Source organism: Mycobacterium colombiense (assembly GCF_001665835.1).
In the GTDB taxonomy this organism is placed as follows: Bacteria; Actinomycetota; Actinomycetes; order Mycobacteriales; family Mycobacteriaceae; genus Mycobacterium; species Mycobacterium colombiense_A.
The window spans coordinates 22,550-44,185 of the sequence record NZ_LZSX01000035.1; the positions used below are offsets into that span (position 1 = coordinate 22,550).

The following is a 21,636-nucleotide window of genomic DNA, read 5'->3' on the forward strand; positions in this document are numbered from 1 at the left end:
CCGCTGCGCCCGGCTGCGCCGCGCTTGCGATCGCCGCTAGGCCTGATGGCGGCGACCCGCTGCGCCCGGCAGCGCCGCGCTTGCGATCGCCGCTAGGCCGTCACCCAGATGGCCCGGGCCGCCGGGCTGCCCAGGTCGACCATCGTCTCGGCGCCGTCGCCGGAGTCGATCGCGACCGAGATCATGCCGGCGAATTCGCGTCGGGTCAGGACCCGCAGCCGGGAGTCGAGGTTGATGCCGACATCGGTGAAGTAGCGCAGCATCTCGGGGTCGGCGTCGGAGATGCGCGCGACTGTGCCGGTGTCCCCGTCGTCGCACGCCCACAGCTGGCGGGCCGGCGGGGTGGGCACCTGCCCGTCGGAGGCCGGGATCGGGTCACCGTGCGGGTCGCGCTGCGGGAATCCCAGCTTGGCGTCGATGCGCGCCACCAGCCGATCGGACACCGCGTGCTCGAGCACCTCGGCCTCGTCATGCACCTCGTCCCAGGCGTAGCCGAGCTCGTTGACCAGGAAGGTCTCCAGCAGCCGGTGCCGGCGCACCATCTCCAGCGCCGCGCGCCGGCCCGCCTCGGTCAGCGTCACCGCGCCGTACTTTTCGTGGTCGACAAGGCCCTGCTCGGCGAGCTTGCGGATGGACTCCGAGGCCGTGCTGGCCGACACCCCGATCTTCTCGGCCAGCATCTTGGTGCTGACCTTCTGCGGCGCGTCTTTGGGGGACCACTCCTGGGCATTCCAGATGACCTTGAGGTAGTCCTGGCCGACCGCGGTGATACCGCCACGCTCTTCGTCAGCGCTCACACCGAGAAAGTTTAGGCACCCCACGCCTGATCCGGCGTGTTCCCCGACACCATGGCGGGGTTTGCCCCTCTGGATCTCCCGGCGGACCACTCGGCGCCGTAGGCTGGCGGGCGTGCAGCGGTGGCGCGGCCAAGACGAGATTCCCACGGACTGGGGCAGGTGTGTGCTCACCATCGGTGTATTCGACGGTGTGCATCGCGGCCACGCCGAGCTGATCGCGCATGCGGTCAAGGCGGCGCGCGCCCGCAACGTCCCGACGGTGCTGATGACGTTCGACCCGCATCCGATGGAAGTGGTCTACCCGGGCAGCCATCCCGCCCAGCTGACGACGCTGACCCGGCGCGCCGAGCTGGTCGAGGAGCTGGGCATCGACGTCTTCCTGGTGATGCCGTTCACCACCGACTTCATGAAGCTAACCCCGGAGCGCTACGTGCACGAGCTGCTGGTGGAGAACCTGCATGTCGTCGAAGTCGTGGTGGGGGAGAACTTCACCTTCGGCAAGAAGGCGGCCGGCACCGTCGACACCCTGCGCAAGGCGGGGGACCGGTTCGGGTTCTCGGTCGAGTCGATGTCGCTGCTGTCCGAGCATCACAGCAACGAGACCGTGACGTTCTCGTCCACCTACATCCGGTCCTGCGTGGACGCCGGCGACATGGTCGCGGCCACCGAGGCACTGGGCCGCCCGCACCGCGTCGAAGGTGTGGTGGTCCGCGGCCACGGGCGCGGCATCGAGCTGGGCTTCCCGACCGCCAACGTGGCGCCGCCGATGTACTCGGCCATCCCGGCCGACGGCGTGTACGCCGCGTGGTTCACCGTGCTCGGGCACGGACCGGCCACCGGCACCGTCATCCCCGGTGAGCGCTACCAGGCGGCGGTGTCGGTCGGCACCAACCCGACCTTCTCCGGACGCACCCGCACCGTCGAGGCGTTCGTCCTGGACACCACCGCCGACCTCTACGGCCAGCACGTCGCCCTGGATTTCGTCGCCCGCATCCGCGGTCAGCACAGGTTCGACTCCGTCAAGGAACTCGTCGTCGCGATGGGCAAGGACACCGAGAAGGCACGCCAGCTGCTCACCGAGTAGGTCGCCACCATCGGATGAGCGTCCCGCCAACGATTCGAGCCGGGCACCTTCTGGCTGCTAAACTGCCGGACGACATCGGCGCGTGCTGCGGTTCGCGGTGGCCGCGCCTTGAACATTCACCTTTCGCGGACCGATTGATGGAGATAGTTTCGTGGCGCTGACAGCCGAGCAGAAAAAAGAAATCCTGGGCAACTACGGCCTGCATGGCACCGACACCGGTTCCCCCGAGGCGCAGGTCGCGCTGCTGACCAAGCGGATCGCCGACCTGACCGAGCACCTGAAGGTGCACAAGCACGACCACCACTCGCGGCGCGGGCTGCTGCTGCTGGTCGGACGCAGGCGCCGGCTGCTCAAGTACGTCGCGCAGATCGATGTCGCGCGGTACCGCTCGCTGGTCGAGCGGCTGGGCCTGCGTCGCTGACGCAAGCACCGCCAGGGCGGTAGCGCCCCGCAAATTCCGAGCAATATGGCGGGCAGAGGTCGCCCGTGTAGAGTGAGGACGTTCTGGGCCGGTTCGGCCGGAGCAAACGGTGCGGTCACGCAGATCCGCGTGTGCCGTTCCAGCGTGTCACTACGCACGTTCGAGGGAGCAGCCAGTCTGCATCGGGCGGTCTTCGGTAGTGGCTGCCGGGCTCTCCGGATCTGGGGCAGGTCGGCCGCTTCGATCGATGGCCGTAGCCGTATTCAGACTCAGCGCCTCCCGCGGGTGACCCGCGGCCGTCAGGCCTGCGGTTCGCGCGTGGTCACGCGAAAAAGATGAATACAAGAGAGGCCGTACGGACGTCTATGTCTGTCGCTGAAATTGAAGAGGGCGTGTTCGAGGCGACCGCCACTATCGACAACGGGAGCTTCGGCTCCCGCACCATCCGTTTCGAGACCGGCCGGTTGGCCCAGCAGGCAGCTGGCGCCGTGGTCGCGTACCTCGACGACGAAAACATGCTGTTGTCGGCGACCACCGCCAGCAAGAGCCCCAAGGAGCACTTCGACTTCTTCCCGCTGACCGTCGATGTCGAGGAGCGGATGTATGCCGCCGGTCGCATCCCCGGTTCGTTCTTCCGTCGCGAGGGCCGTCCCTCCACCGACGCGATCCTGACCTGCCGGCTCATCGACCGGCCGCTGCGCCCGTCGTTCGTCTCCGGGCTGCGCAACGAGATCCAGGTCGTGGTCACGGTCATGAGCCTGGACCCCAACGACCTGTACGACGTGCTGGCGATCAACGCCGCGTCGGCCTCCACCCAGCTGAGCGGGCTGCCGTTCTCGGGTCCGATCGGGGGCGTGCGGGTCGCGCTCATCGACGGCCAGTGGGTGGCGTTCCCGACTGTCGAGCAGCTCGAGCGCGCCGTGTTCGACATGGTCGTCGCCGGCCGCAAGGTCGAGGGTGACGTCGCGATCATGATGGTCGAGGCCGAGGCCACCGAGAAGGTCATCGAGCTCGTCGAGGGCGGCGCCCAGGCGCCGACGGAAACCGTTGTGGCCGAAGGACTCGAGGCCGCCAAGCCGTTCATCGCCGCGCTGTGTACCGCGCAGGAGGAGCTGGCCGGGGCCGCGGCCAAGCCGGTCGGCGAGTTCCCGACGTTCCCGGACTACCAGGAAGACGTCTACTACTCGGTCGCCTCGCTGGCCACCGACGAGCTGGCCAAGGCGCTGACCATCGGCGGCAAGGCCGAGCGCGACGCGCGCACCGACGAGCTCAAGGCCGAGGTGCTCGCGCGGCTCACCGGGGCCTCTGCGACCTACGAGGGCCGCGAGAAAGAGGTCAGCGCCGCCTACCGGTCGCTGACCAAGAAGCTGGTGCGCCAGCGCATCCTGACCGATCACTTCCGCATCGACGGCCGCGGCATCACCGACATCCGCGCGTTGTCGGCCGAGGTCGCCGTGGTGCCGCGGGCGCACGGCAGCGCGCTGTTCCAGCGCGGCGAGACCCAGATCCTGGGTGTGACCACGCTCGACATGGTCAAGATGGCCCAGCAGATCGACTCGCTGGGACCGGAAACCTCCAAGCGCTACATGCACCACTACAACTTCCCGCCGTTCTCCACCGGCGAGACCGGCCGCGTGGGCTCGCCCAAGCGGCGCGAGATCGGGCACGGCGCGCTCGCCGAGCGCGCCCTGATCCCGGTGCTGCCCGGCGTCGAGGAGTTCCCGTACGCCATCCGTCAGGTGTCCGAGGCGCTGAGCTCCAACGGCTCGACGTCGATGGGTTCGGTCTGTGCGTCCACCCTGTCGCTGCTGAATGCCGGTGTGCCGCTGAAGGCGCCGGTGGCCGGCATCGCGATGGGCCTGGTCTCCGATGACGTCGAGGTGGACGGCAAGACCGAGCGCCGCTTCGTCACCCTGACCGACATCCTGGGCGCCGAGGACGCGTTCGGCGACATGGACTTCAAATGCGCCGGTACCAAGGACTTCGTCACCGCGCTGCAGCTGGACACCAAGCTCGACGGGATCCCGTCGCAGGTGCTGGCGGGCGCGCTGGGGCAGGCCAAGGACGCGCGGCTGACCATCCTGGAGGTCATGGCCGAGGCGATCGACGAGCCCGACGAGATGAGCCCGTATGCGCCTCGGGTCACCACCATCAAGGTTCCGGTGGACAAGATCGGTGAGGTGATCGGGCCCAAGGGCAAGGTCATCAACGCGATCACCGAGGAAACCGGCGCGCAGATCTCCATCGAGGACGACGGCACCGTGTTCGTCGGCGCCACCGACGGACCCTCGGCGCAGGCCGCGATCGACCGGATCAACGCCATCGCCAACCCGCAGCTGCCGACCGTCGGCGAGCGGTTCCTCGGAACCGTGGTCAAGACAACGGATTTCGGTGCGTTCGTGTCGCTGCTGCCCGGCCGTGACGGCCTGGTGCACATCTCCAAGCTCGGTAAGGGCAAACGGATCGCGAAGGTGGAGGACGTGGTGAACGTCGGCGACAAGCTGCGCGTCGAGATTGCTGACATCGACAAGCGGGGCAAGATCTCGCTGGTTCTGGTGGAGGAGGACAACTCGGCTCCTGCCGATGCTCCGGCGGCCGCTCCTGCCGATGCCGCGACGGCGAGCAGCTGACTCATCGACCGGGACGCGTCCCGGTCGGGCCGGCGCACTGCGCCGGGGCAAAGTCGCTGAGGCGGAGTCGGCACCCCAAGCCGCGTTGCGGCGCACCACGCTGCCGGGCGGCTTGCGGGTGGTCACCGAGTACCTGCCCGCGGTGCGTTCCGCCTCGGTCGGCGTCTGGGTCGGGGTCGGCTCGCGCGACGAGGGTGCCACCGTGGCCGGCGCCGCGCACTTCCTCGAGCATCTGCTGTTCAAGTCGACCCCCAGCCGCACGGCGGTGGACATCGCGCAGGCGATGGACGCCGTCGGGGGAGAGCTGAACGCGTTCACCGCGAAGGAGCACACCTGCTACTACGCGCACGTGCTCGACAGCGATCTGGCGCTGGCCGTCGACCTGGTCGCCGACGTGGTGCTCAACGGGTGCTGCGCGGCCAACGACGTCGAGCTGGAACGCGACGTGGTCCTCGAAGAGATCGCGATGCGCGACGACGACCCCGAGGACGCACTCGGCGACATGTTCCTGAGCGCGCTGTTCGGTGACCACCCCGTCGGCCGCCCCGTCATCGGCACCGCGCGGTCGGTGACGTCGATGACGCGCAACCAGCTGCACTCGTTTCATGTCCGGCGTTACACGCCGGAGCGGATGGTGGTGGCGGTGGCCGGCAACGTCGACCACGACGAGGTAGTGGCGTTGGTGCGCCGGCACTTCGGGCCGCATCTGGTCCGCGGGCGCGAACCGATCGCGCCGCGCAAGGGCGCCGGACGGGTCAGCGGCCGCCCCGGTCTACTGCTGGGCACCCGGGACGCCGAGCAGGCGCACGCGTCATTGGGTGTCCGCACGCCCGGGCGCGGCTGGGAGCATCGCTGGGCGCTGTCGGTGCTCAACACCGCGCTGGGCGGCGGCCTGAGCTCCCGGTTGTTCCAGCAAGTTCGGGAACTGCGCGGGCTGGCCTACTCGGTGTACTCGACGGTGGACGTCTTCGCCGACAGCGGCGCGCTGTCGGTGTACGCCGCCTGCCAGCCCGAACGCTTCGCCGAGGTGATGGCGGTGACCAGCGGCGTGCTCGAGTCGGTGGCGCGCGACGGCATCACCGAGTCGGAATGCCGCATCGCCAAGGGATCGTTGCGCGGCGGTCTGGTGCTCGGGCTGGAGGATTCCAGCTCGCGGATGAGCCGGCTGGGCCGCAGCGAGCTCAACTACGGCATGCACCGCAGCATCGAGCACACCCTGCGCCAGATCGATCAGGTGACCGTCGAGGAGGTAAACGCCGTGGCCCACCGGCTGCTCGGGCAGCGGTACGGCGCCGCGGTTCTGGGCCCCTACGCCGCCAAACGGTCACTGCCCCAACAACTTCGGGCGATGGTAAATTAGCCGAATGGTACTGGGCTTTTGGGACATCATGGTGCCCATCGTGGGCGCACCCATGGCCGGCGGGCCCGGGACTCCCGCGTTGGCCGCGGCGGTGTCCAATGCGGGTGGGCTCGGTTTCGTCCCCGGCGGGCACCGCAGCGCCGAGCAGTTGGCCGACGACATCGTCGCGGCGCGCAAGGCCACCAGCGGCCCGCTCGGGGTGAACTTGTTTGTGCCCCAACCCAGCGTCGCGGACTGGATGGCCCTGCATTACTACGCGGCCGAACTCGAAGAAATCGCCGAGCACTACCAGGTCGAGGTCGGTCACCCGCAGCACGGCGACGACGACGAGTGGGAGCAGAAGCTCGAGGTGGTGGCCGACGTCCGGCCCGAGCTGGTGTCCTTCACCTTCGGCGTGCCGCCGCCCGACGTGATCCGGCGGCTGGGCGCGCTGGGCCTGCTGGTGATGGTCACCGTCACCTCTGCCTACGAGGCGGGGATCGCCGTCGCGGCCGGTGCCGACAGCCTGGTGGCCCAGGGGCCCGCCGCCGGCGGGCACCGCGGCACCTTCGCGCCGGATATGGAACCCGCCAACGAGTCGCTGCACCAGCTCATCGACCGCATCCGCAACGCCCATGACATCCCGATCATCGCGGCGGGCGGGCTGGGCACCGCCGACGAGGTCGGGGCCGCGCTGCGCAGGGGAGCGGTGGCGGCCCAGGTCGGCACCGCGCTGCTGCTGGCCGACGAGGCGGGCACCAACTCCGCGCACCGCGTCGCGCTGAAGAACCCGCTGTTCGCCACCACCGTTGTGACGCGGGCGTTCTCGGGCCGCTACGCGCGTGGACTGGAGAACGACTTCACCCGCATGCTCGACCACGTCGCGCCGCTGGGCTACCCCGAGGTCAACCAGATGACCTCACCGATCCGGGAAGCCGCCGCCGCCATCGAGGACCCCAACGGCATGCCGCTGTGGGCCGGGACGTCGTTCAAGAACGCGTGTGCCGGCCCGGCTGCCGACATCATCGCCAGCCTCGCGGCCACGAGTTAGCGCACCAGTCAGCCCAGAACGGCGGCCGGGTCGGTGAACGGCAGGCCGAGGTCGGTGGCCACCTGTTCGGACAGCAGCCCACCGTCGTGCGTCGAAAGGCCTTTGGCCAGAGCATGATCCGAGCGACATGCCGCCTGCCAACCGCGGTCGGCGAGCGCGAGCACGTACGGCATGGTCGCGTTGGTCAGCGCCACCGTCGACGTCTTGGGCACCGCGCTGGGCATGTTCGCCACGCAGTAGAACACGGTGTCGTGCACCGCGAACGTGGGATCGTCATGCGTGGTGGGCCGCGAGCCCTCGAAACAACCGCCCTGGTCGATGGAGATGTCCACCAGCACGGCACCCGATTTCATCTGAGACACAAGGGAATTCGAGATCAAGTTGGGCGCCTTCGCGCCGGGCAGCAGCACCGCGCCGATCACCAGGTCGGCGCGCTTGACGGTGCCCTCCAGGTCGTAGGCCGACGAGTAGCGGGTGCGGACCTGGCCGCCGAACTCCGCGTCGAGCAGTCGGAGCTTGTTGATGTTGACGTCGAGCACCGTGACCGAGGCTCCCATGCCGCCGGCGACCCGGGCCGCGTTGTAGCCGGCCGTCCCCGCACCCACCACCACGACGTCGGCGGGTTTGACGCCCGGCACCCCGCCCATCAACACGCCGCGCCCACCGTGGGTGCGCATCAGGTGATACGCGCCCACCTGAGCCGACAGCCGGCCGGCGACCTCACTCATCGGAGCCAGCAACGGCAGTGTGCCGTCGGCGCTCTGGACCGTCTCGTAGGCGATCGACGTCGTCCCGGACCTCAGCAGCGCCTCGGTGCACGCGCGCGACGCGGCCAGATGCAGATAGGTGAATAGGATCTGGTTGCGCCGCAACAGGTCGTACTCGGCCGGCACCGGTTCTTTGACCTTGAGCAGCAGGTCCGCGTCGGCCCAGACCTGGTCGGCGGTATCGGCCAGCTGGGCGCCCGCCGCCTTGAACTCCGAGTCGGGGATCGCCGACCCTTCCCCGGCGCCGGCCTGCACGAACACGTCATGGCCGCGGCGGGTCAGCTCTGCGACGCCGGCCGGGGTGATGGCAACCCGGAACTCGTTGGTCTTGGTCTCGGTCGGTACGCCGACTCGCATGATCGCCCCTTGGTTGCCGGTTCGCCTTCAAGTGTGAAGAAAGTTCGCGGGGGCCGCAAAAGCTCGGTGTTTGCTGGCTATGATCGGCGGATGACCGACCCGTGCGTGCAGGCCACCGTGCAGATCGACGCCCGGCCCGACGTGGTGTACCGGCTCATCACCGACCTGCCCACGCTGGCCGAGCTGGCCGAGGAGGCGGTGGCGATGGAGTGGCGCAAGGGCGACGCGGTGAGCCCGGGCGCGGTGTTCACCGGCCACAACCGGAGCGGCAGCCGGCGCTGGAGCACCAAGTGCAGGGTCACCGACGCCGAACCGGGCCGTCGCTTCGCGTTCGACGTGAGCCACACCATGATTCCGGTGGCCCGCTGGCAATACGACATCGCCGCGGCCGACGGCGGGTGCGCGGTCACCGAGAGCACCTGGGACCGCAGGCCCGGCTGGTTCCGCAAGGTCGCCGGCAAGGCCACCGGCGTCAGCGACCGGGTGACCGCCAACACCGAGCACATCCGGCTCACCCTGCAGCGCCTCAAGCAGCGCGCCGAGACCGAGTAGCCGAAGAACCAGGGAGTCCCGATGACGCGACGCGATCCCGCCGTAGCCGTCATTGGAGCGGGCATGTCGGGGCTGTGCGTCGCAATTGCCTTGTTGCGCAGCGGTATCAGCGATGTGACCGTGTACGAGAAGGCCGACGAGGTGGGCGGCACCTGGCGGGACAACACCTATCCCGGTCTGGTCTGCGACATCCCGTCGCGCATCTACCAGTACAGCTTCGCCAGGAATCCCGACTGGTCGCACCTGTTCTCGCCCGGCGGCGAAATCCAGGCCTATTTCCGGGACGTCGCCGACCGCTACGCGCTGCGCGACCGGATCCGCTTCGGCACCGAGATCTCTCATGCCCGTTTCGAGGGCGGCGGCTGGGTGCTGCGCACCGCTGCCGGGGAGGAATCGACGGTCGACTTCTTGATCTCGGCCACCGGGGTGCTGCATCACCCGCGACTGCCGTCGATCCCGGGCCTGGATGACTTCGGCGGCAACGTTTTTCACTCGGCGCGCTGGGATCACGGCGTCGACGTGCGGGGGCGGCGCGTCGCGGTCGTCGGCAACGGCTCGACGGGCGTGCAGCTGGTGTGCGGTCTGTCCGGGGTGGCCGGCCACGTCGCGCTGTTCCAGCGCACCGCGCAATGGGTGCTGCGCCTGGCGAATCCGCGCTACAGCGGCTTCACCGGGATCACCCGGCGCAAGATGCCGTGGTTGGACGGGTTGGCGTATCGCATCTACAGCCTCGGATACGACTACTTCGCGGTCGGGCTGACCAAGCCGGGCCTGCGCCGGAAGATCATGGCGGCGCTGTGCCGGGCCAGCCTCTGGGAGATCCGCGATCCCGAGCTGCGGCGGTCCCTGACTCCCGACTACACGCCGGCCTGCAAGCGCCTGGTGATGTCGAACGGTTTCTACCGGGCGATGCAGCGCGACGACGTCGACCTGGTGACGGCGGGCATCGACCATGTGGAACGGCGCGGCATCGTCACCGCCGACGGCGTGCTGCACGACGTGGACATCATCGTGCTCGCCACCGGGTTCGACACGCACGCGTTCTTCCGGCCGATGGAGCTGATCGGCCGCGACGGCATCTGTGCCAACGACGTCTGGCGCGACGGGCCTCGGGCCTACCAAACCGTCGCGCTGTCCGGCTTCCCCAACTTCTTCATGATGCTGGGGCCGCACAGCCCGGTCGGGAACCTGGCGCTGACGACGGTCGCCGAATCGCAGGCCGACCACATCGTGGGCTGGATCGAACGCTGGCGCCGCCGCGAATTCGACACGATCGAGCCGACGGCCGCGGCGACCGAGCGTTTCAACGCGAAGCTGCGCGCCGCGATGCCGGACACCGTGTGGACCACCGGCTGTAACAGCTGGTACCTCAACAAGGACGGCGTGCCCGAGGTGTGGCCCCTCACGCCGGCCGAATACCGCCGGATGCTGGCCAATCCCGATCCCGGCCAGTACGAGCTGCGCCGGCGCGCCGCCGCCGGCTGACGGCGATCGCGAAAGAACCCAGTACCGGCGGTTTCGCATATCTGGCTGGCGTACCTATACTTGGGACGCGCACTTGGGACGCGCGATGCCCACCGCAACACCATGATCGAGGGCAGAACGCAGAGGTAGGGGGCATTATGCTGACCGTCGACAACCAGGCAGCGGGTCCACATGACGCCTCGCTGGACCACGAGCGACTGGTGCTCGAGGCCCGCGATGTGAACTTCGACTGGACGCAGCTGCCGTTCCACTACGTGCCCGGTGAGCCGTTTGCCACCCACGTCCTCAACGTGCTGCACCTGCTGCTGCCCGCCGGCGAAGAGTTCTTCGTCGAGGTGTTCAAGCAGACGCTGCCGCTGATCAAGGACGACCAGCTGCGGCTGGACGTCCAGGGGTTCATCGGCCAGGAGGCCGTGCATTCGCAGGCGCACGCGAACGTGCTCGCCCACTTCGCCGCGCGCGACATCGACCTGACGCCCTACACCGGCCAGATCAAGTGGCTGTTCGACAAGCTGCTCGGGCCCCGGCCCGGTTGGAGCCTGCGCCGCCAGCAAGGCTGGCTTCTCGAGCAGGTTTCGATCGTCTCGGCGATCGAGCACTACACCGCCATCCTGGGCGAGTGGATTCTCGACTCGCCGGCCCACGACAGGATCGGCACCGATCCGGTGATGCTGGACATGCTGCGCTGGCACGGCGCCGAAGAGGTCGAGCACAAGGCGGTGGCCTTCGACACCATGAAGCATCTGCAGGCCGGCTACTGGCGGCAGGTGCGCGCCCAGCTCGTGGTGACGCCCGCCATGCTGCTGTTGTGGATCCGCGGCGTGCGGTTCATGTACTCCCTGGATCCCCACCTGCCGCCGCGCACCAAGCCGCGCTGGCGCGACTACTTCTCCGCGGCGCGCCGCGGCCTGGTGCCCGGGCCGCTGCGCTTCATCCGGGCGATCGGCAATTACTACCGGCCGGGCTTTCACCCCTCGCAGCTCGGTGGGCTGGAACAGGCCGTCGACTACCTGGCCATCTCACCCGCCGCGCGCGCCTCGCACTGATGACCGTCACGTCGACCATCACCGCCAGCGACGGCGTCACGTTGGCCGTGCACCGGTACACCGACATCGACCCGGCGCGCCCAACCATCTTGGCAATTCACGGCTTTCCAGATAACCACCACGTCTGGGACGGTGTGGCCCACGAGCTGGCCGGCAAGCCCTACAACGTGGTGGCCTACGACGTGCGCGGGGCCGGTGAATCCAGCCGTCCCGCAAAGAGATCCGGATACCTCTTCGCGCAGCTGGTCTCCGACATCGGTGCGGTGATCGACTGCCTGGGCGTCGGGCCGGTGCACCTGTTGGCCCACGACTGGGGGTCGATTCAGGCATGGGCGGCGGTCACCGACGACTCGGTGATGGGCAAGGTCGCGTCTTTCACCTCGATCTCGGGCCCGCACCTGAACTACGCCGGCGCGTTTCTGCGGTCGGCGCGCACGCCGCGGGCCGTAGCGCAGGTCATCAGACAACTGATCTCGTCGGGCTACATCGGCTTCTTCTTGTGCCCGGGCGTGCCGGAACTGTCGTTTCGCTCGCACGTCGGCGTGAAAGTCGTTGAGGCGCTTGAGCGCATCGGCCGGTCGAGCACGCGCAGCCAGCGCCACGACACCCTGCGCTCGGTCACCGACTACGTGCACGGGCTCAACCTGTACCGGCAGAACATGCCCGCGCCGATGCTGGCGCCGGGACGCCAACTCCCCGAGACCACGGTCGCCGTGCAGACTCTGGTGCCGCGCCGCGACATCTTCGTCACGCCCGCACTGCAACGGTTCACCGGCGCAATTCCCAACGGCGGCAGGGTGATCGAGATCGAGGGCGGCCACTGGGTGGTGACGTCGCGTCCTGACGTCATCGCCCGGCTGACCGCCGAGTGGGTCGACCGCAATGTCCCCGGCGCGTCCCCCGCCGGGGCGGCCGAGGTACGCGGCGGGCGGCGCGAGGTGCGCGGCAAACTCGCCCTGGTCACCGGCGCCGGCGCCGGAATCGGCCGGGCCACCGCGGTGGAGCTGGCCCGGCACGGCGCTCGCAAGATCGTGCTCGTCGATCGTGACCTGGCCGCCGCCAACGACACCGCGGACGCGGTGCGCGCCGCGTGCGCCGAGGCCGTGGCTTACCAGGTCGACGTGAGCGACGAGGCCGCCATGAATGACCTTGCGGCGCAGGTGCGCAACGAGCACGGCGTGGTCGACATCCTGGTGAACAACGCCGGCATCGGGATGGCGGGCCGGTTCCTGGAGACGAGCTCGGCGAACTGGGAAGACATCATGGGCGTCAACGTCGGCGGCGTCATCTCGGGCAGCAGGGCGTTCGGGGCGCAGATGGTCGAGCGCGGCGAGGGCGGAACGATCATCAACGTGGCATCGGCGTCGGCATACCTGCCGTCGAAGTCCATGGTCGCCTACAGCACCACCAAGGCGGCCGTGTTGGCGCTCAGCGAATCGCTGCGGGCCGACTTCGCCGACGAGGGCATCGGCGTCACGGCGGTGTGCCCGGGATTCGTCAACACCAACATCGCGAAGAACACGATCTACGCCGGGATGAGCGCGGACCAGCAGGAGCGGGCGCGGGGCAAGGCCGACGCCGCCTACCGGCGCCGCAACTTCACCCCCGAAGCGACCGCCAAGGCGATCGTCAAGGCCGTCAAGACCGGTCCGGCCGTGTTGCCGATCGCCGCGGAGTCGCGGATCGGCTATGCGATGCGGCGCATCAGCCCGGGGGCGATCCGGCTGTTCGCACGTTTCGATATTCGGCAGAAGTAGGAGGCGGATTCGGTGCCGGAGAGCATCTGGGCCAGCAGGCCCGCCGACCTGTACGGACGGCGCGACCACGACCGCTTCGGGTCGCTGCTGTGGGGCGTGCGGGCGATGTTCGAGGGCTTCGCCACGGTGTCACGGTGGTCGCCGACGCGGGTGAAGCCGGTGCAGCGCAAGCTGACCGCGGTGGTGACCAAGCGCGAGCTCGTCGCCCCGGACGTCGTCGCGCTGACCCTGGCCGACCCCGACGGGAGGCTGCTTCCGTCCTGGACGCCCGGCGGCCACATCGACGTTCTGTTGCCCTCGGGCCGGCGCCGGCAGTACTCCCTGTGCGGTGCGCCCGGGCGGCGCACCGACTATCGCATCGCCGTTCGCCGGATCGCCGACGGCGGAGGCGGATCCATCGAAATGCATGAGGCATTCGGCGTGGGCGACACGATCGCGTTCGAGGGTCCGCGCAACGCGTTCTACCTCGGCACCGCCGAGCGCGAGGTGCTGTTCGTCATCGGCGGCATCGGGGTGACGCCGATCCTGCCGATGATCCAGGTGGCCGCGCAGCGCGGAATCGATTGGCGCGCAACGTATGCCGGCCGCAGCCGGGAGTACATGCCGCTGCTCGACGAGGTCGTGTCGCTGGGGCCGGACCGGGTGACGGTGTGGGCCGACGACGAGCGCCGCCGCTTCGCCACCGTGGCGGAGCTGCTGGACGGAGCGGGACCGGCGACCGCCGTCTACGTGTGCGGGCCGAGCTCGATGCTGGAGGCCGTCCGCATTGCCCGCAACGAGCATGCCGGTGCGCCATTGCATTACGAGCGATTCAGCCCGGCGCCCGTCGTCGACGGGGTGCCGTTCGAGTTGGAGCTCGCACGATCACGGCAGGTGCTCGCGGTGCCGGCGAATCGGACCGCGCTCGAGGTCATGCTCGATCGGGACCCGACCACCCCCTACTCGTGCCGGCAGGGATTCTGCGGGACGTGCAGGGTCAAAGTGCTTGCCGGACAAGTGGATCACCGCGGCCGGGCCGTGCCGGGAGACGACGGCATGCTGGTGTGTGTCTCGCGCGCCGACGGCGAGCGAATCGTCATCGACGCCTGAGGCGATAGCCCAGGTGGGGCACCTTGACGCCGGGCACCGGCTCCCAGTCCCAGGGTGCGCCCGTCGAGGTGAAAGTCGTTCTTCTCGTAAAAGCGCCGCGCCACACCATTGGCCTCCGCGCACCACAACACGACGTCTCCGCGCGGGTCGGAGTCCAGGGCCTTCGCGAGCAGCAGGCCGCCGACGCCGTGCCGTTGGCGCCCCTGCGAGATATAGAGCGCATCGAGTTCGAGCCGCTCGCGGTCGTCGGGGTCCGGCCCGAAGATCGTCATGCCGAGCAGTTGCCCGCCGGCCTCGGCGACCCACATCCGCCAGCCGGGCCGGCTGAGATCTCGGGGATAAAGCAGCACGGACCAGCGCTTCGGCGACGTGAGCGTGTCGAGCACTTCAGCCGGCAGCACGCCGGACCAGGACTGCCGCCAGACCGAATAGTGCATCGCGGCCACATCGGCGAAATCGATTGGCGTGGCCTCGCGTACCGTGACGTCGGCCATTACGGCCGGGACTGCTCGAGGTAGGCGGCCAGAGCGTTGGTCAGACCGCGGCGCGCCATGTCCAGGTCGGCGTAGGAACCCAGCTGACGCTCCGACACCAGGCCGCGCATTGCACCGGGGATCAGGGCCGCGACCTCGCGGACCCGATCCGGATCGACGGCCAGACCGGCGAACGCGTGCTGGCAGGTTTCCAGCCAGCTTTTGCCCCAGGAGAACAGTTCGGCCGCCGTGCGGGGGTAGAGCCGCTCGAGCTCGTCGGGATCGCGCGGCAGCGCGGCCCGCAGGTTTTCGATCGCCCGCGAATCCGGGGACGCCAGGCCCCGGTAGAGGGTCTCGATGATGGCGCCGACACGCTCACGCAGCGGCGCGTCCGGCGAGATCGGTGCCGACAGCGTCGCGGCGCGCCGCTCGGCGGTCCGGTGCAGCACCGCGGCCCAGAAACCGTCGGTGTCGCCGAACTGATACTGCACCGCGCCCCACGTGGCGCCGATGTCCTTGGCGATGCGGTTGGCCGATACCGAGCCCGGCTCGCCGGAGGCCAGCGAGCGCAACGCCGCCTCGAGCATGCTTTCGCGAGTCGCATTGCCCCGCCGATTCGGGCGCCGGCCCGCGACGCCGGCCGCGCTGCTCTGACGGGTCATTCGCTGATCTTATCCACTGGTGCCGATCCGAACGAAGAGTTTCATAGAGGGTACTTTGATTTCGTCCGCGGAGCGGCCTATCATTCGGACCCGAGGGAAGGCAGTTCACGTGGGAGGGTTCGATGGCTAAGCCACCGTTGTCGATGAAACCGACCGGCTGGTTCCAGGTCGCCTGGTCCGACGAGATCGGCGTTGGCGACGTGCACAAAATGAAGTACTTCGACCAGGAGATGGTCGCCTGGCGCGCCGAATCCGGCGAGCTGACGGTGATGAACGCCTACTGCGAGCACCTGGGCGCGCACCTGGGGTATGGCGGCAAGGTCGTCGGCGAGGCGCTGCAGTGCCCGTTCCACGGCTGGCAGTGGAGCCGGGAGGGCCGCAACGTCTGCATCCCATACCAGGATCGGCCGAACCGCGGCCGGCGCATTCGCACCTACCCGGTGGTCGAGCGCAACGCGTCGGTCTACATCTGGCACGACCTGGACCGCCGCGAGCCCTACTTCGACGCGCCGGACGTGTTCGGCGCATACAACGACGGCAGCAGTGTGGACGATTACTACCCGCAGCAGCGGCTGTACCGGGAGACCCTGGAACTGCACCCGCAATACGTGCTGGAAAACGGGGTGGACTTCGCGCATTTCAAGTACGTGCACAACACCCCGATCGTGCCGGTGTTCACCCGCCACGACTTCGCCGAGCCGGTGTCGTATGTCGACTTCACCATCACCTTCGAAGGTGACGACGGGCAGAAGATCGAGGACGTCAACAGCGGCGTGCAGGCCATCAACGGCGGGCTGGGCATCGCGGTGACCAAGAGCTGGGGCATGATCGACAACCGCACCATCTCGGCGATCACGCCGATCGACGAGTTCACCTCCGATGTGCGCTTCATGGTCTACATCGGCCGCACGCCCCACAAGGACCCCGACCGCGCCGCCGCCAAGGCGGACGAATTCGGGCGCGAAGTCATCCGCCAGTTCGAGCAGGACATCGAGATCTGGCAGCACCAGCGGTATTCGGATCCGCCGGCCCTGGCCCCCGACGAGTACGAAGGCTTCACCGCAATTCGCAAGTGGGCCAAGCAGTTCTATCCCGAGGCGTTCGCATCGCAGGAAGGCTCAAAGTAATGAGTGCAGCACCGGTTCGCGTCTTTCAGGTCGGAAGCGGAAACGTCGGCACCGAGATGATCAAGCGGATCGCCACCCAGCCCGACATCGATCTCATTGGCGTGCACTGTTATTCGCCCGAGAAGGTCGGCAAGGACACCGGAGAGTTCGCCGGGCTGGCGCCCAACGGGGTGGCGTTCACCGGGACGATCGAGGAGATCATCGCCGCCAAGCCGGACGTGCTGACGTTTCACGGGGTGTTCCCCGACGAGGACCTCTACGTCAAGGTGCTCGAGGCGGGCATCAACATCGTCACCACCGCGGACTGGATCACCGGCTGGCACCGCGACAAGAACCACCCGCACCCGTCGGGCAAGCCGGTCAGCCGGCTGTTGGCCGAGGCGTGTGAGAAGGGCGGCGCAACGTTCTACGGCACCGGGATGAACCCGGGGCTGAACCAGATCCTGGGCGTGGTGTGCTCGGCCGACGTCGCCGACATCGAGAACGTCACCACCATCGAATCGGTCGACGTGTCGTGCCACCACTCCAAGGACACCTGGATCGAGGTGGGTTACGGCCAGCCGGTCGACGATCCCGAAATCCCCTCGAAGCTCGAGAAATACACCCGAGTCTTCGCCGACAGCGTGTACATGATGGCCGACTGCTTCGACCTGCGCCTCGACGAGGTCAAGTTCAGCTACGAGCTGGGCGCGTGCACCAAGGATGTCGACCTGGGCTGGTACACCCTGCCCAAGGGCTCGCTGGGCGGTAACTACATCAAGTACCAGGGCATGGTCGACGGCGTGCCGCGGGTCGAGACGCACCTGGAATGGCAGATGACCCCGCACACCGACCCCAGCTGGAACATCAAGGGCTGCTACATCACTCAGATCCAGGGCGACCCCTGCATCTACAACAAGCACATGATCTTCCCCAAGGCCGGCGTGGATCTGTCCAACCCGGACAACTTCGCCTCCATCGGCATGACCGTCACCGGCATGCCCGCTCTTGCGTCGATCAAGTCGGTGGTCGCGGCGCCGCCGGGACTCATCACCAGCGCCGACCTACCCCTGCGCGGATTCGCCGGGCGGTTCAGGAAGTAGGCGTTCGGGATGGTGAAAGTCGTTGGTCCGCGCGCCGCGGTCTAACTGCGGCGGCGGTCTCCACTCGGTACGCCCGCGGGCTGTTTTCCTTGTCCGCCAGCCCCGTTCGGCCAGCTTGTGGTGTGGCACGCAGGCGAAGGTGAGATTGTCCGCGTCGGTCGTGCCGCCGGCCGCCCACTCGTCGAGATGGTGCACCTCGCACCAGTAGCCGGGCGCGTCGCAGCCCGGGTGGGTGCAGCCGCGGTCGTGCGCGTACAACACGATGCGTTGATCCGGTGTGGCGATCCGCCGCGATCGGCCGAGATACAGTGGGCGGCTGGTGTGCTCGTCGAACACGGCGAGGTAGTGGTAGGCGTGGCGGGCCATCCGGATCACATCGCGCATCGGCAGCAGCGTTCCGCCGCCGGTCACCGCGCGCCCGGTGCCCGACGTCAGCTCCTGCAGCGTCGTCGACACGATGACCGTGACCGGTAACCCGTTGTGCCGGCCGAGTTTCGGGTCGCCCAGCTGGCCGCGCACCAGGGCGTTGAGTGCGTCGTGCTGGCGCTGCGCGGGACTGCGCCTATCGCCGCGCGCGAGCTCGTCGTCGGGTTCGCCCGCAACACAGGGTGTTTGGTCGTCGGGATTGCACTTCCCGGGGGCCGCGAACCGGGAGAGCCAGGCGTCGAGGTTGGCGCGCAGCTCCGGTGAGGCGATCAGCTTCCCAATGCTCATCCCGTCGGGTCGTTGGCCGCACCAGGTGAACCCGCGCTGGCGGGCACGGTCGGCGTCGGAGAACTTTCCGTCCGGGTTGATCCGCAGGGCGCACTGGTGTGCGAGCTTTTGCAACTGATCCGGACGCAACGTCCGCGCCTGCCCGGCCAGGAATCGCTCGGCGTCGTCCACCGTGGCAGCGGGCACGCCGTACGGGAGATCGCGGATGAACGTTTGAATGACACGTAAGTGCTGACCGTCCAGCATCCCGTCGCGCCATGCCACGGCCGTGGCCGGCAACTGGGGCGGCAGCTCCGCGCCGGTGAGGGTCAGGCGCGCAGACAAGTCCTTGGCGTCGCGAAGCCGACGGCACGCCTCGGCATAGCTGATCCGCAGATAGTCGGCGACGACTTTGTGCACAGGGCCGCCGATGTCGGCGGGGTCCTCCGTCGCCAAGCTCGCAATGACGTCGTGGCTCAGCGCAATCTGTCGCCGGCGCGAGGCCTCGGTCCGTTCGAGCACGTGCAGCCGGATTGCGGGGCTCAGCGCATCGATGTTGAGGCCGCGTAACGCCGCATCGGCGGCGTCCTGGGCATCCAACGCGGCGGACACCTCAGCCGGGACCTCGATCGAATACACGTTCGAATTCTATGTGCAGGGCACGACGAGGGAGACGGACCGAGCCGCAGCTGTGGATAAAGCGCGAACTGTGGACAACGCAATCCGGTCTCGGGTGAAGGCCGTGCGGGTAGGAGTGCTGGGAGCCAAGGGCAAGGTGGGATCGGCGATGGTGGCGGGTGGTCTCGCCGGACGGCGATAGTGCGATTCGAGTTCAGCCGCAACGCTGTTCAAAGCGCAACCCAAGCCAGGCTTGGCTTGACGCGGGCGTCAGATAGTCCCGCGTTTTTCGTGGCAGCGCTGCGGGTAACCTCCCGTGGTGCGCGCGGGATTTGTAATTGCCGCAGCCGCGGTCGCCGTGGTCATCGCCGCATGCTCATGTCCCACCGGTTCGGCCGACTCCACGCCGGAGAGTCCACCGTTCCCAATCGGTCAGATGGGTGTGCCCGTGCATGCGCGGGCGGCCAGCGGCGCGACCGCCGACATCACAGTCAACAGTGCAACGTGGTTACCGCCGGGGTGCACCTCTCATTTTGCGGCTCCGACGCCTGGCTCCGCATGCAACGTGGTGGAACTGACTATTACCGCGACGTCCCACCAGTTCTTCCAGTTCGACCACCGCTATATATTTGCCGGATACGGCGGCGGCAACCAGCCATGGACCCATCCCGCCGACGCGCCAGAGCCTGCAACGCTTGCGGTCGACTACCGGAGGCTCGAGAAGATGCCCCCGCTGCAAACGGGCGGCCTTCACGACGGGCAGACGGCACATGGATTCGTCGGCTTCGCTATGCCGACGGGAGGCGACCTGTACATCACGATCAACGATCCCAAGCAACCCGCTCCCTACACCGAAGCGGGCTTAATCGTCCACACCTGATCGGCGCGAGAACCCACGTTCGAGTTGTCATGAGTGACTCGACGCACGCGCGGCGCAGAATTGACTCGGTCTAGGGTGAAGGCCATGCGGGTAGGAGTGCTGGGAGCCAAGGGCAAGGTCGGATCGGCGATGGTGGCAGGGGTGCAGGCCGCCGAGGATCTGAGCCTGTCGGCCGAAGTGGACGCCGGCGACCCGATGAGCCTGCTGACCGAGGCCAACACCGAGGTCGTCATCGACTTCACCCATCCCGACGTGGTGATGGACAACCTGAAGTTCGTCATCGACAACGGAATTCACGCTGTCGTGGGGACCACGGGCTTCACCGCCGAGCGGCTGCAACAGGTGCAGGATTGGCTCGCAGGCAGCGGAGGCACGTCGGTGCTGATCGCGCCGAACTTCGCCATCGGGGCGGTGTTGTCGATGCACTTCGCCAAGCAGGCCGCGCCCTTCTTCGACTCGGCTGAGGTGATCGAGCTGCATCACCCGCACAAGGCCGACGCCCCGTCGGGCACCGCGACGCGCACCGCGAAGCTGATCGCCGAGTCGCGAAAAGGCTTGCCGCCCAACCCCGATGCCACCAGCACCAGCCTGCCGGGCGCGCGCGGCGCCGACGTCGACGGCATCCCGGTGCACTCGGTGCGGCTGGCCGGGCTGGTCGCCCATCAGGAGATCCTGTTCGGCACCGAGGGGGAGACGCTGACCATCCGCCACGACAGCATCGACCGGACCTCGTTCGTGCCCGGCGTGCTGCTGGCCGTGCGGCGGATCAAGGAACACCCCGGCCTGACGGTGGGTCTCGAGGCCCTGCTCAATCTGCAATGACCAAAGCGCTGCGCACTCAATTGCTCGTCGCCTTCATGTGCGTCGCGCTGTTGGTGTACTTCATGCTGCTGGGGCGCGTCGCCGTTGCGATGATCGGCTCCGGCCGGGCCGCCGCCGTCGGCCTCGGGCTTGCGGTGCTGATCCTGCCCGTGATCGGGCTGTGGGCGATGATCGCCACCCTGCGCGCCGGATTCGCGCACCAGAAGCTGGCCCGGCTGATCGCGGCCGACGGAATGGAACTGGACACCAGCGCGCTGCCGCGCCGCCCGTCGGGCCGCATCCAGCGCGACGCGGCCGACGAACTGTTCGCCACGGTGCGCGCCGAGGTACAGGACCACCCGGACGATTGGCGGCGCTGGTACCGGCTGGCCCGCGCCTATGACTACGCGGGCGATCGCCGCCGCGCGCGCGAGGCCATGAAGGCGGCCGTCAACCTGCAGGGCCGCCCATGAGCAAGACGCTGCTGATCGTGCACCACACGCCATCGCCGCACACCCACGAGATGTTCGAGGCGGTGGTCTCCGGCGCCACCGACCCCGACATCGAGGGCGTGGAGGTGCTGCGGCGCCCGGCGCTGACGGTCTCGCCGGCCGAGATGCTGGCCGCCGACGGCTACCTGCTGGGCACCCCGGCGAACCTCGGCTATATCTCGGGGGCTCTCAAGCACGCATTCGACTGCGCGTACTACCAGCTGCTCGACTCCACTCGCGGGCGACCGTTCGGGCTGTACCTGCACGGCAACGAGGGCACCGAGGGTGCCGAGCGTGCCGTCGACACGATCACGACGGGCCTGGGCTGGACGAAAGTCGCAGAGACCGTGGTGGTTTCAGGCAAGCCTAGCAAGGACGACGTCGAGGCCTGCTGGAACCTCGGGGCGACGGTCGCCGCGCAGCTGATGGAGTGA

20 protein-coding genes and 1 pseudogene are annotated in these 21,636 nt (G+C 68.4%); 16 read left to right on the forward strand and 5 right to left on the reverse strand.

The window, feature by feature from the left end; genetic code table 11:
* Positions 1 to 92: 92 nt before the first annotated feature.
* Positions 93 to 797: a manganese-binding transcriptional regulator MntR gene (gene mntR, locus A5760_RS08175; protein ID WP_064879506.1), complete on the reverse strand. Its 705-nt coding sequence runs from the start codon at positions 795 to 797 to the stop codon at positions 93 to 95.
* Positions 798 to 909: 112 nt separating this feature from the next.
* On the opposite strand from mntR, the gene A5760_RS08180 reads away from it, so the two are divergent.
* The 5 genes from A5760_RS08180 (at position 910) to A5760_RS08200 (ending at position 7,322) form a co-directional block, all read left to right on the forward strand.
* Positions 910 to 1,881: a bifunctional riboflavin kinase/FAD synthetase gene (locus A5760_RS08180; RefSeq protein ID WP_064879508.1), complete on the forward strand. Its 972-nt coding sequence runs from the start codon at positions 910 to 912 to the stop codon at positions 1,879 to 1,881.
* A gap of 151 nt (positions 1,882 to 2,032) precedes the next feature.
* Complete coding sequence (gene rpsO, locus A5760_RS08185; RefSeq protein WP_064879510.1) at positions 2,033 to 2,302, forward strand: 30S ribosomal protein S15; 270 nt, start codon at positions 2,033 to 2,035, stop codon at positions 2,300 to 2,302.
* A 365-nt stretch (positions 2,303 to 2,667) separates the two neighbouring features.
* Complete coding sequence (locus A5760_RS08190) at positions 2,668 to 4,932, forward strand: polyribonucleotide nucleotidyltransferase (protein WP_082279389.1); 2,265 nt, start codon at positions 2,668 to 2,670, stop codon at positions 4,930 to 4,932.
* Complete coding sequence (locus A5760_RS08195) at positions 4,910 to 6,292, forward strand: M16 family metallopeptidase (RefSeq protein WP_064879779.1); 1,383 nt, start codon at positions 4,910 to 4,912, stop codon at positions 6,290 to 6,292. Before A5760_RS08190 ends, A5760_RS08195 begins: the two co-directional genes overlap by 23 nt.
* 4 nt (positions 6,293 to 6,296) lie before the next feature.
* Positions 6,297 to 7,322, forward strand: coding sequence for a nitronate monooxygenase (locus tag A5760_RS08200; RefSeq protein ID WP_064879513.1), 1,026 nt, complete (start codon positions 6,297 to 6,299; stop codon positions 7,320 to 7,322).
* A gap of 8 nt (positions 7,323 to 7,330) precedes the next feature.
* Here A5760_RS08200 and ald read toward each other — a convergent pair whose 3' ends face one another.
* Entirely contained in the window at positions 7,331 to 8,446 is a 1,116-nt protein-coding gene (gene ald, locus A5760_RS08205; RefSeq protein ID WP_064879515.1) for an alanine dehydrogenase, read from the reverse strand.
* Between the two features lie 90 nt (positions 8,447 to 8,536).
* On the opposite strand from ald, the gene A5760_RS08210 reads away from it, so the two are divergent.
* The 5 genes from A5760_RS08210 to A5760_RS08230 all read left to right on the forward strand — a co-directional run bounded on the left by A5760_RS08210 (position 8,537) and on the right by A5760_RS08230 (position 14,375).
* Positions 8,537 to 8,998, forward strand: a complete 462-nt coding sequence (locus A5760_RS08210; RefSeq protein WP_064879517.1) for an SRPBCC family protein — start codon at positions 8,537 to 8,539, stop codon at positions 8,996 to 8,998.
* A gap of 21 nt (positions 8,999 to 9,019) precedes the next feature.
* Positions 9,020 to 10,483 carry a flavin-containing monooxygenase gene (locus tag A5760_RS08215; protein ID WP_064879520.1) on the forward strand — a complete coding sequence of 488 codons (1,464 nt, stop codon included), beginning with the start codon at positions 9,020 to 9,022 and terminating at the stop codon, positions 10,481 to 10,483.
* A 137-nt stretch (positions 10,484 to 10,620) separates the two neighbouring features.
* Complete coding sequence (locus A5760_RS08220; RefSeq protein ID WP_064879522.1) at positions 10,621 to 11,529, forward strand: metal-dependent hydrolase; 909 nt, start codon at positions 10,621 to 10,623, stop codon at positions 11,527 to 11,529.
* On the forward strand, positions 11,529 to 13,286 hold the full coding sequence (locus A5760_RS08225) for an SDR family oxidoreductase (RefSeq protein WP_064879523.1): 1,758 nt from the start codon (positions 11,529 to 11,531) through the stop codon (positions 13,284 to 13,286). The genes A5760_RS08220 and A5760_RS08225 overlap by 1 nt, the downstream gene beginning before the upstream one ends.
* A gap of 12 nt (positions 13,287 to 13,298) precedes the next feature.
* Entirely contained in the window at positions 13,299 to 14,375 is a 1,077-nt protein-coding gene (locus A5760_RS08230) for a PDR/VanB family oxidoreductase (protein WP_064879525.1), read from the forward strand.
* Here A5760_RS08230 and A5760_RS08235 read toward each other — a convergent pair.
* A pseudogene (locus tag A5760_RS08235) lies at positions 14,362 to 14,869 on the reverse strand (N-acetyltransferase family protein). The gene A5760_RS08230 and the pseudogene A5760_RS08235 overlap by 14 nt on opposite strands.
* Positions 14,869 to 15,510, reverse strand: a complete 642-nt coding sequence (locus A5760_RS08240; protein ID WP_064879527.1) for a TetR/AcrR family transcriptional regulator — start codon at positions 15,508 to 15,510, stop codon at positions 14,869 to 14,871. The pseudogene A5760_RS08235 and the gene A5760_RS08240 overlap by 1 nt, the downstream one beginning before the upstream one ends.
* 122 nt (positions 15,511 to 15,632) lie before the next feature.
* On the opposite strand from A5760_RS08240, the gene A5760_RS08245 reads away from it, so the two are divergent.
* Complete coding sequence (locus A5760_RS08245; protein ID WP_064879529.1) at positions 15,633 to 16,637, forward strand: Rieske 2Fe-2S domain-containing protein; 1,005 nt, start codon at positions 15,633 to 15,635, stop codon at positions 16,635 to 16,637.
* Entirely contained in the window at positions 16,637 to 17,719 is a 1,083-nt protein-coding gene (locus A5760_RS08250) for a dihydrodipicolinate reductase (protein ID WP_064879530.1), read from the forward strand. Before A5760_RS08245 ends, A5760_RS08250 begins: the two co-directional genes overlap by 1 nt.
* Here A5760_RS08250 and A5760_RS08255 read toward each other — a convergent pair.
* Positions 17,681 to 19,051 carry an HNH endonuclease signature motif containing protein gene (locus tag A5760_RS08255; protein ID WP_064879531.1) on the reverse strand — a complete coding sequence of 457 codons (1,371 nt, stop codon included), beginning with the start codon at positions 19,049 to 19,051 and terminating at the stop codon, positions 17,681 to 17,683. The two genes, A5760_RS08250 and A5760_RS08255, sit on opposite strands and share 39 nt — an antisense overlap.
* A gap of 298 nt (positions 19,052 to 19,349) precedes the next feature.
* Between A5760_RS08255 and A5760_RS08260 the strand changes: the two genes are divergently transcribed.
* From A5760_RS08260 to A5760_RS08275, 4 genes are all read left to right on the forward strand, one after another.
* A complete protein-coding gene (locus A5760_RS08260; protein WP_064879781.1) occupies positions 19,350 to 19,910 on the forward strand; it encodes a hypothetical protein in 561 nt (186 codons plus the stop codon).
* An 84-nt stretch (positions 19,911 to 19,994) separates the two neighbouring features.
* Positions 19,995 to 20,732, forward strand: a complete 738-nt coding sequence (gene dapB, locus A5760_RS08265) for a 4-hydroxy-tetrahydrodipicolinate reductase (RefSeq protein ID WP_064879532.1) — start codon at positions 19,995 to 19,997, stop codon at positions 20,730 to 20,732.
* Positions 20,729 to 21,184: a hypothetical protein gene (locus tag A5760_RS08270; RefSeq protein WP_064879533.1), complete on the forward strand. Its 456-nt coding sequence runs from the start codon at positions 20,729 to 20,731 to the stop codon at positions 21,182 to 21,184. Before dapB ends, A5760_RS08270 begins: the two co-directional genes overlap by 4 nt.
* Positions 21,181 to 21,636, forward strand: a complete 456-nt coding sequence (locus A5760_RS08275) for a flavodoxin family protein (protein ID WP_064879534.1) — start codon at positions 21,181 to 21,183, stop codon at positions 21,634 to 21,636. The genes A5760_RS08270 and A5760_RS08275 overlap by 4 nt, the downstream gene beginning before the upstream one ends.

Excerpts from the sequence above, each read along its gene's own strand:
- A5760_RS08190 (WP_082279389.1), top strand. The coding sequence starts at position 2,668 with ATGTCTGTCGCTGAAATTGAAGAGGGCGTGTTCGAGGCGACCGCCACT.
- A5760_RS08195 (WP_064879779.1), top strand. The coding sequence starts at position 4,910 with ATGCCGCGACGGCGAGCAGCTGACTCATCGACCGGGACGCGTCCCGGT.
- A5760_RS08200 (WP_064879513.1), top strand. The coding sequence starts at position 6,297 with ATGGTACTGGGCTTTTGGGACATCATGGTGCCCATCGTGGGCGCACCC.
- ald (WP_064879515.1), bottom strand. The coding sequence starts at position 8,446 with ATGCGAGTCGGCGTACCGACCGAGACCAAGACCAACGAGTTCCGGGTT.
- A5760_RS08210 (WP_064879517.1), top strand. The coding sequence starts at position 8,537 with ATGACCGACCCGTGCGTGCAGGCCACCGTGCAGATCGACGCCCGGCCC.
- A5760_RS08215 (WP_064879520.1), top strand. The coding sequence starts at position 9,020 with ATGACGCGACGCGATCCCGCCGTAGCCGTCATTGGAGCGGGCATGTCG.
- A5760_RS08220 (WP_064879522.1), top strand. The coding sequence starts at position 10,621 with ATGCTGACCGTCGACAACCAGGCAGCGGGTCCACATGACGCCTCGCTG.
- A5760_RS08225 (WP_064879523.1), top strand. The coding sequence starts at position 11,529 with ATGACCGTCACGTCGACCATCACCGCCAGCGACGGCGTCACGTTGGCC.
- A5760_RS08240 (WP_064879527.1), bottom strand. The coding sequence starts at position 15,510 with ATGACCCGTCAGAGCAGCGCGGCCGGCGTCGCGGGCCGGCGCCCGAAT.
- A5760_RS08245 (WP_064879529.1), top strand. The coding sequence starts at position 15,633 with ATGGCTAAGCCACCGTTGTCGATGAAACCGACCGGCTGGTTCCAGGTC.
- A5760_RS08250 (WP_064879530.1), top strand. The coding sequence starts at position 16,637 with ATGAGTGCAGCACCGGTTCGCGTCTTTCAGGTCGGAAGCGGAAACGTC.
- dapB (WP_064879532.1), top strand. The coding sequence starts at position 19,995 with ATGCGGGTAGGAGTGCTGGGAGCCAAGGGCAAGGTCGGATCGGCGATG.
- A5760_RS08270 (WP_064879533.1), top strand. The coding sequence starts at position 20,729 with ATGACCAAAGCGCTGCGCACTCAATTGCTCGTCGCCTTCATGTGCGTC.
- A5760_RS08275 (WP_064879534.1), top strand. The coding sequence starts at position 21,181 with ATGAGCAAGACGCTGCTGATCGTGCACCACACGCCATCGCCGCACACC.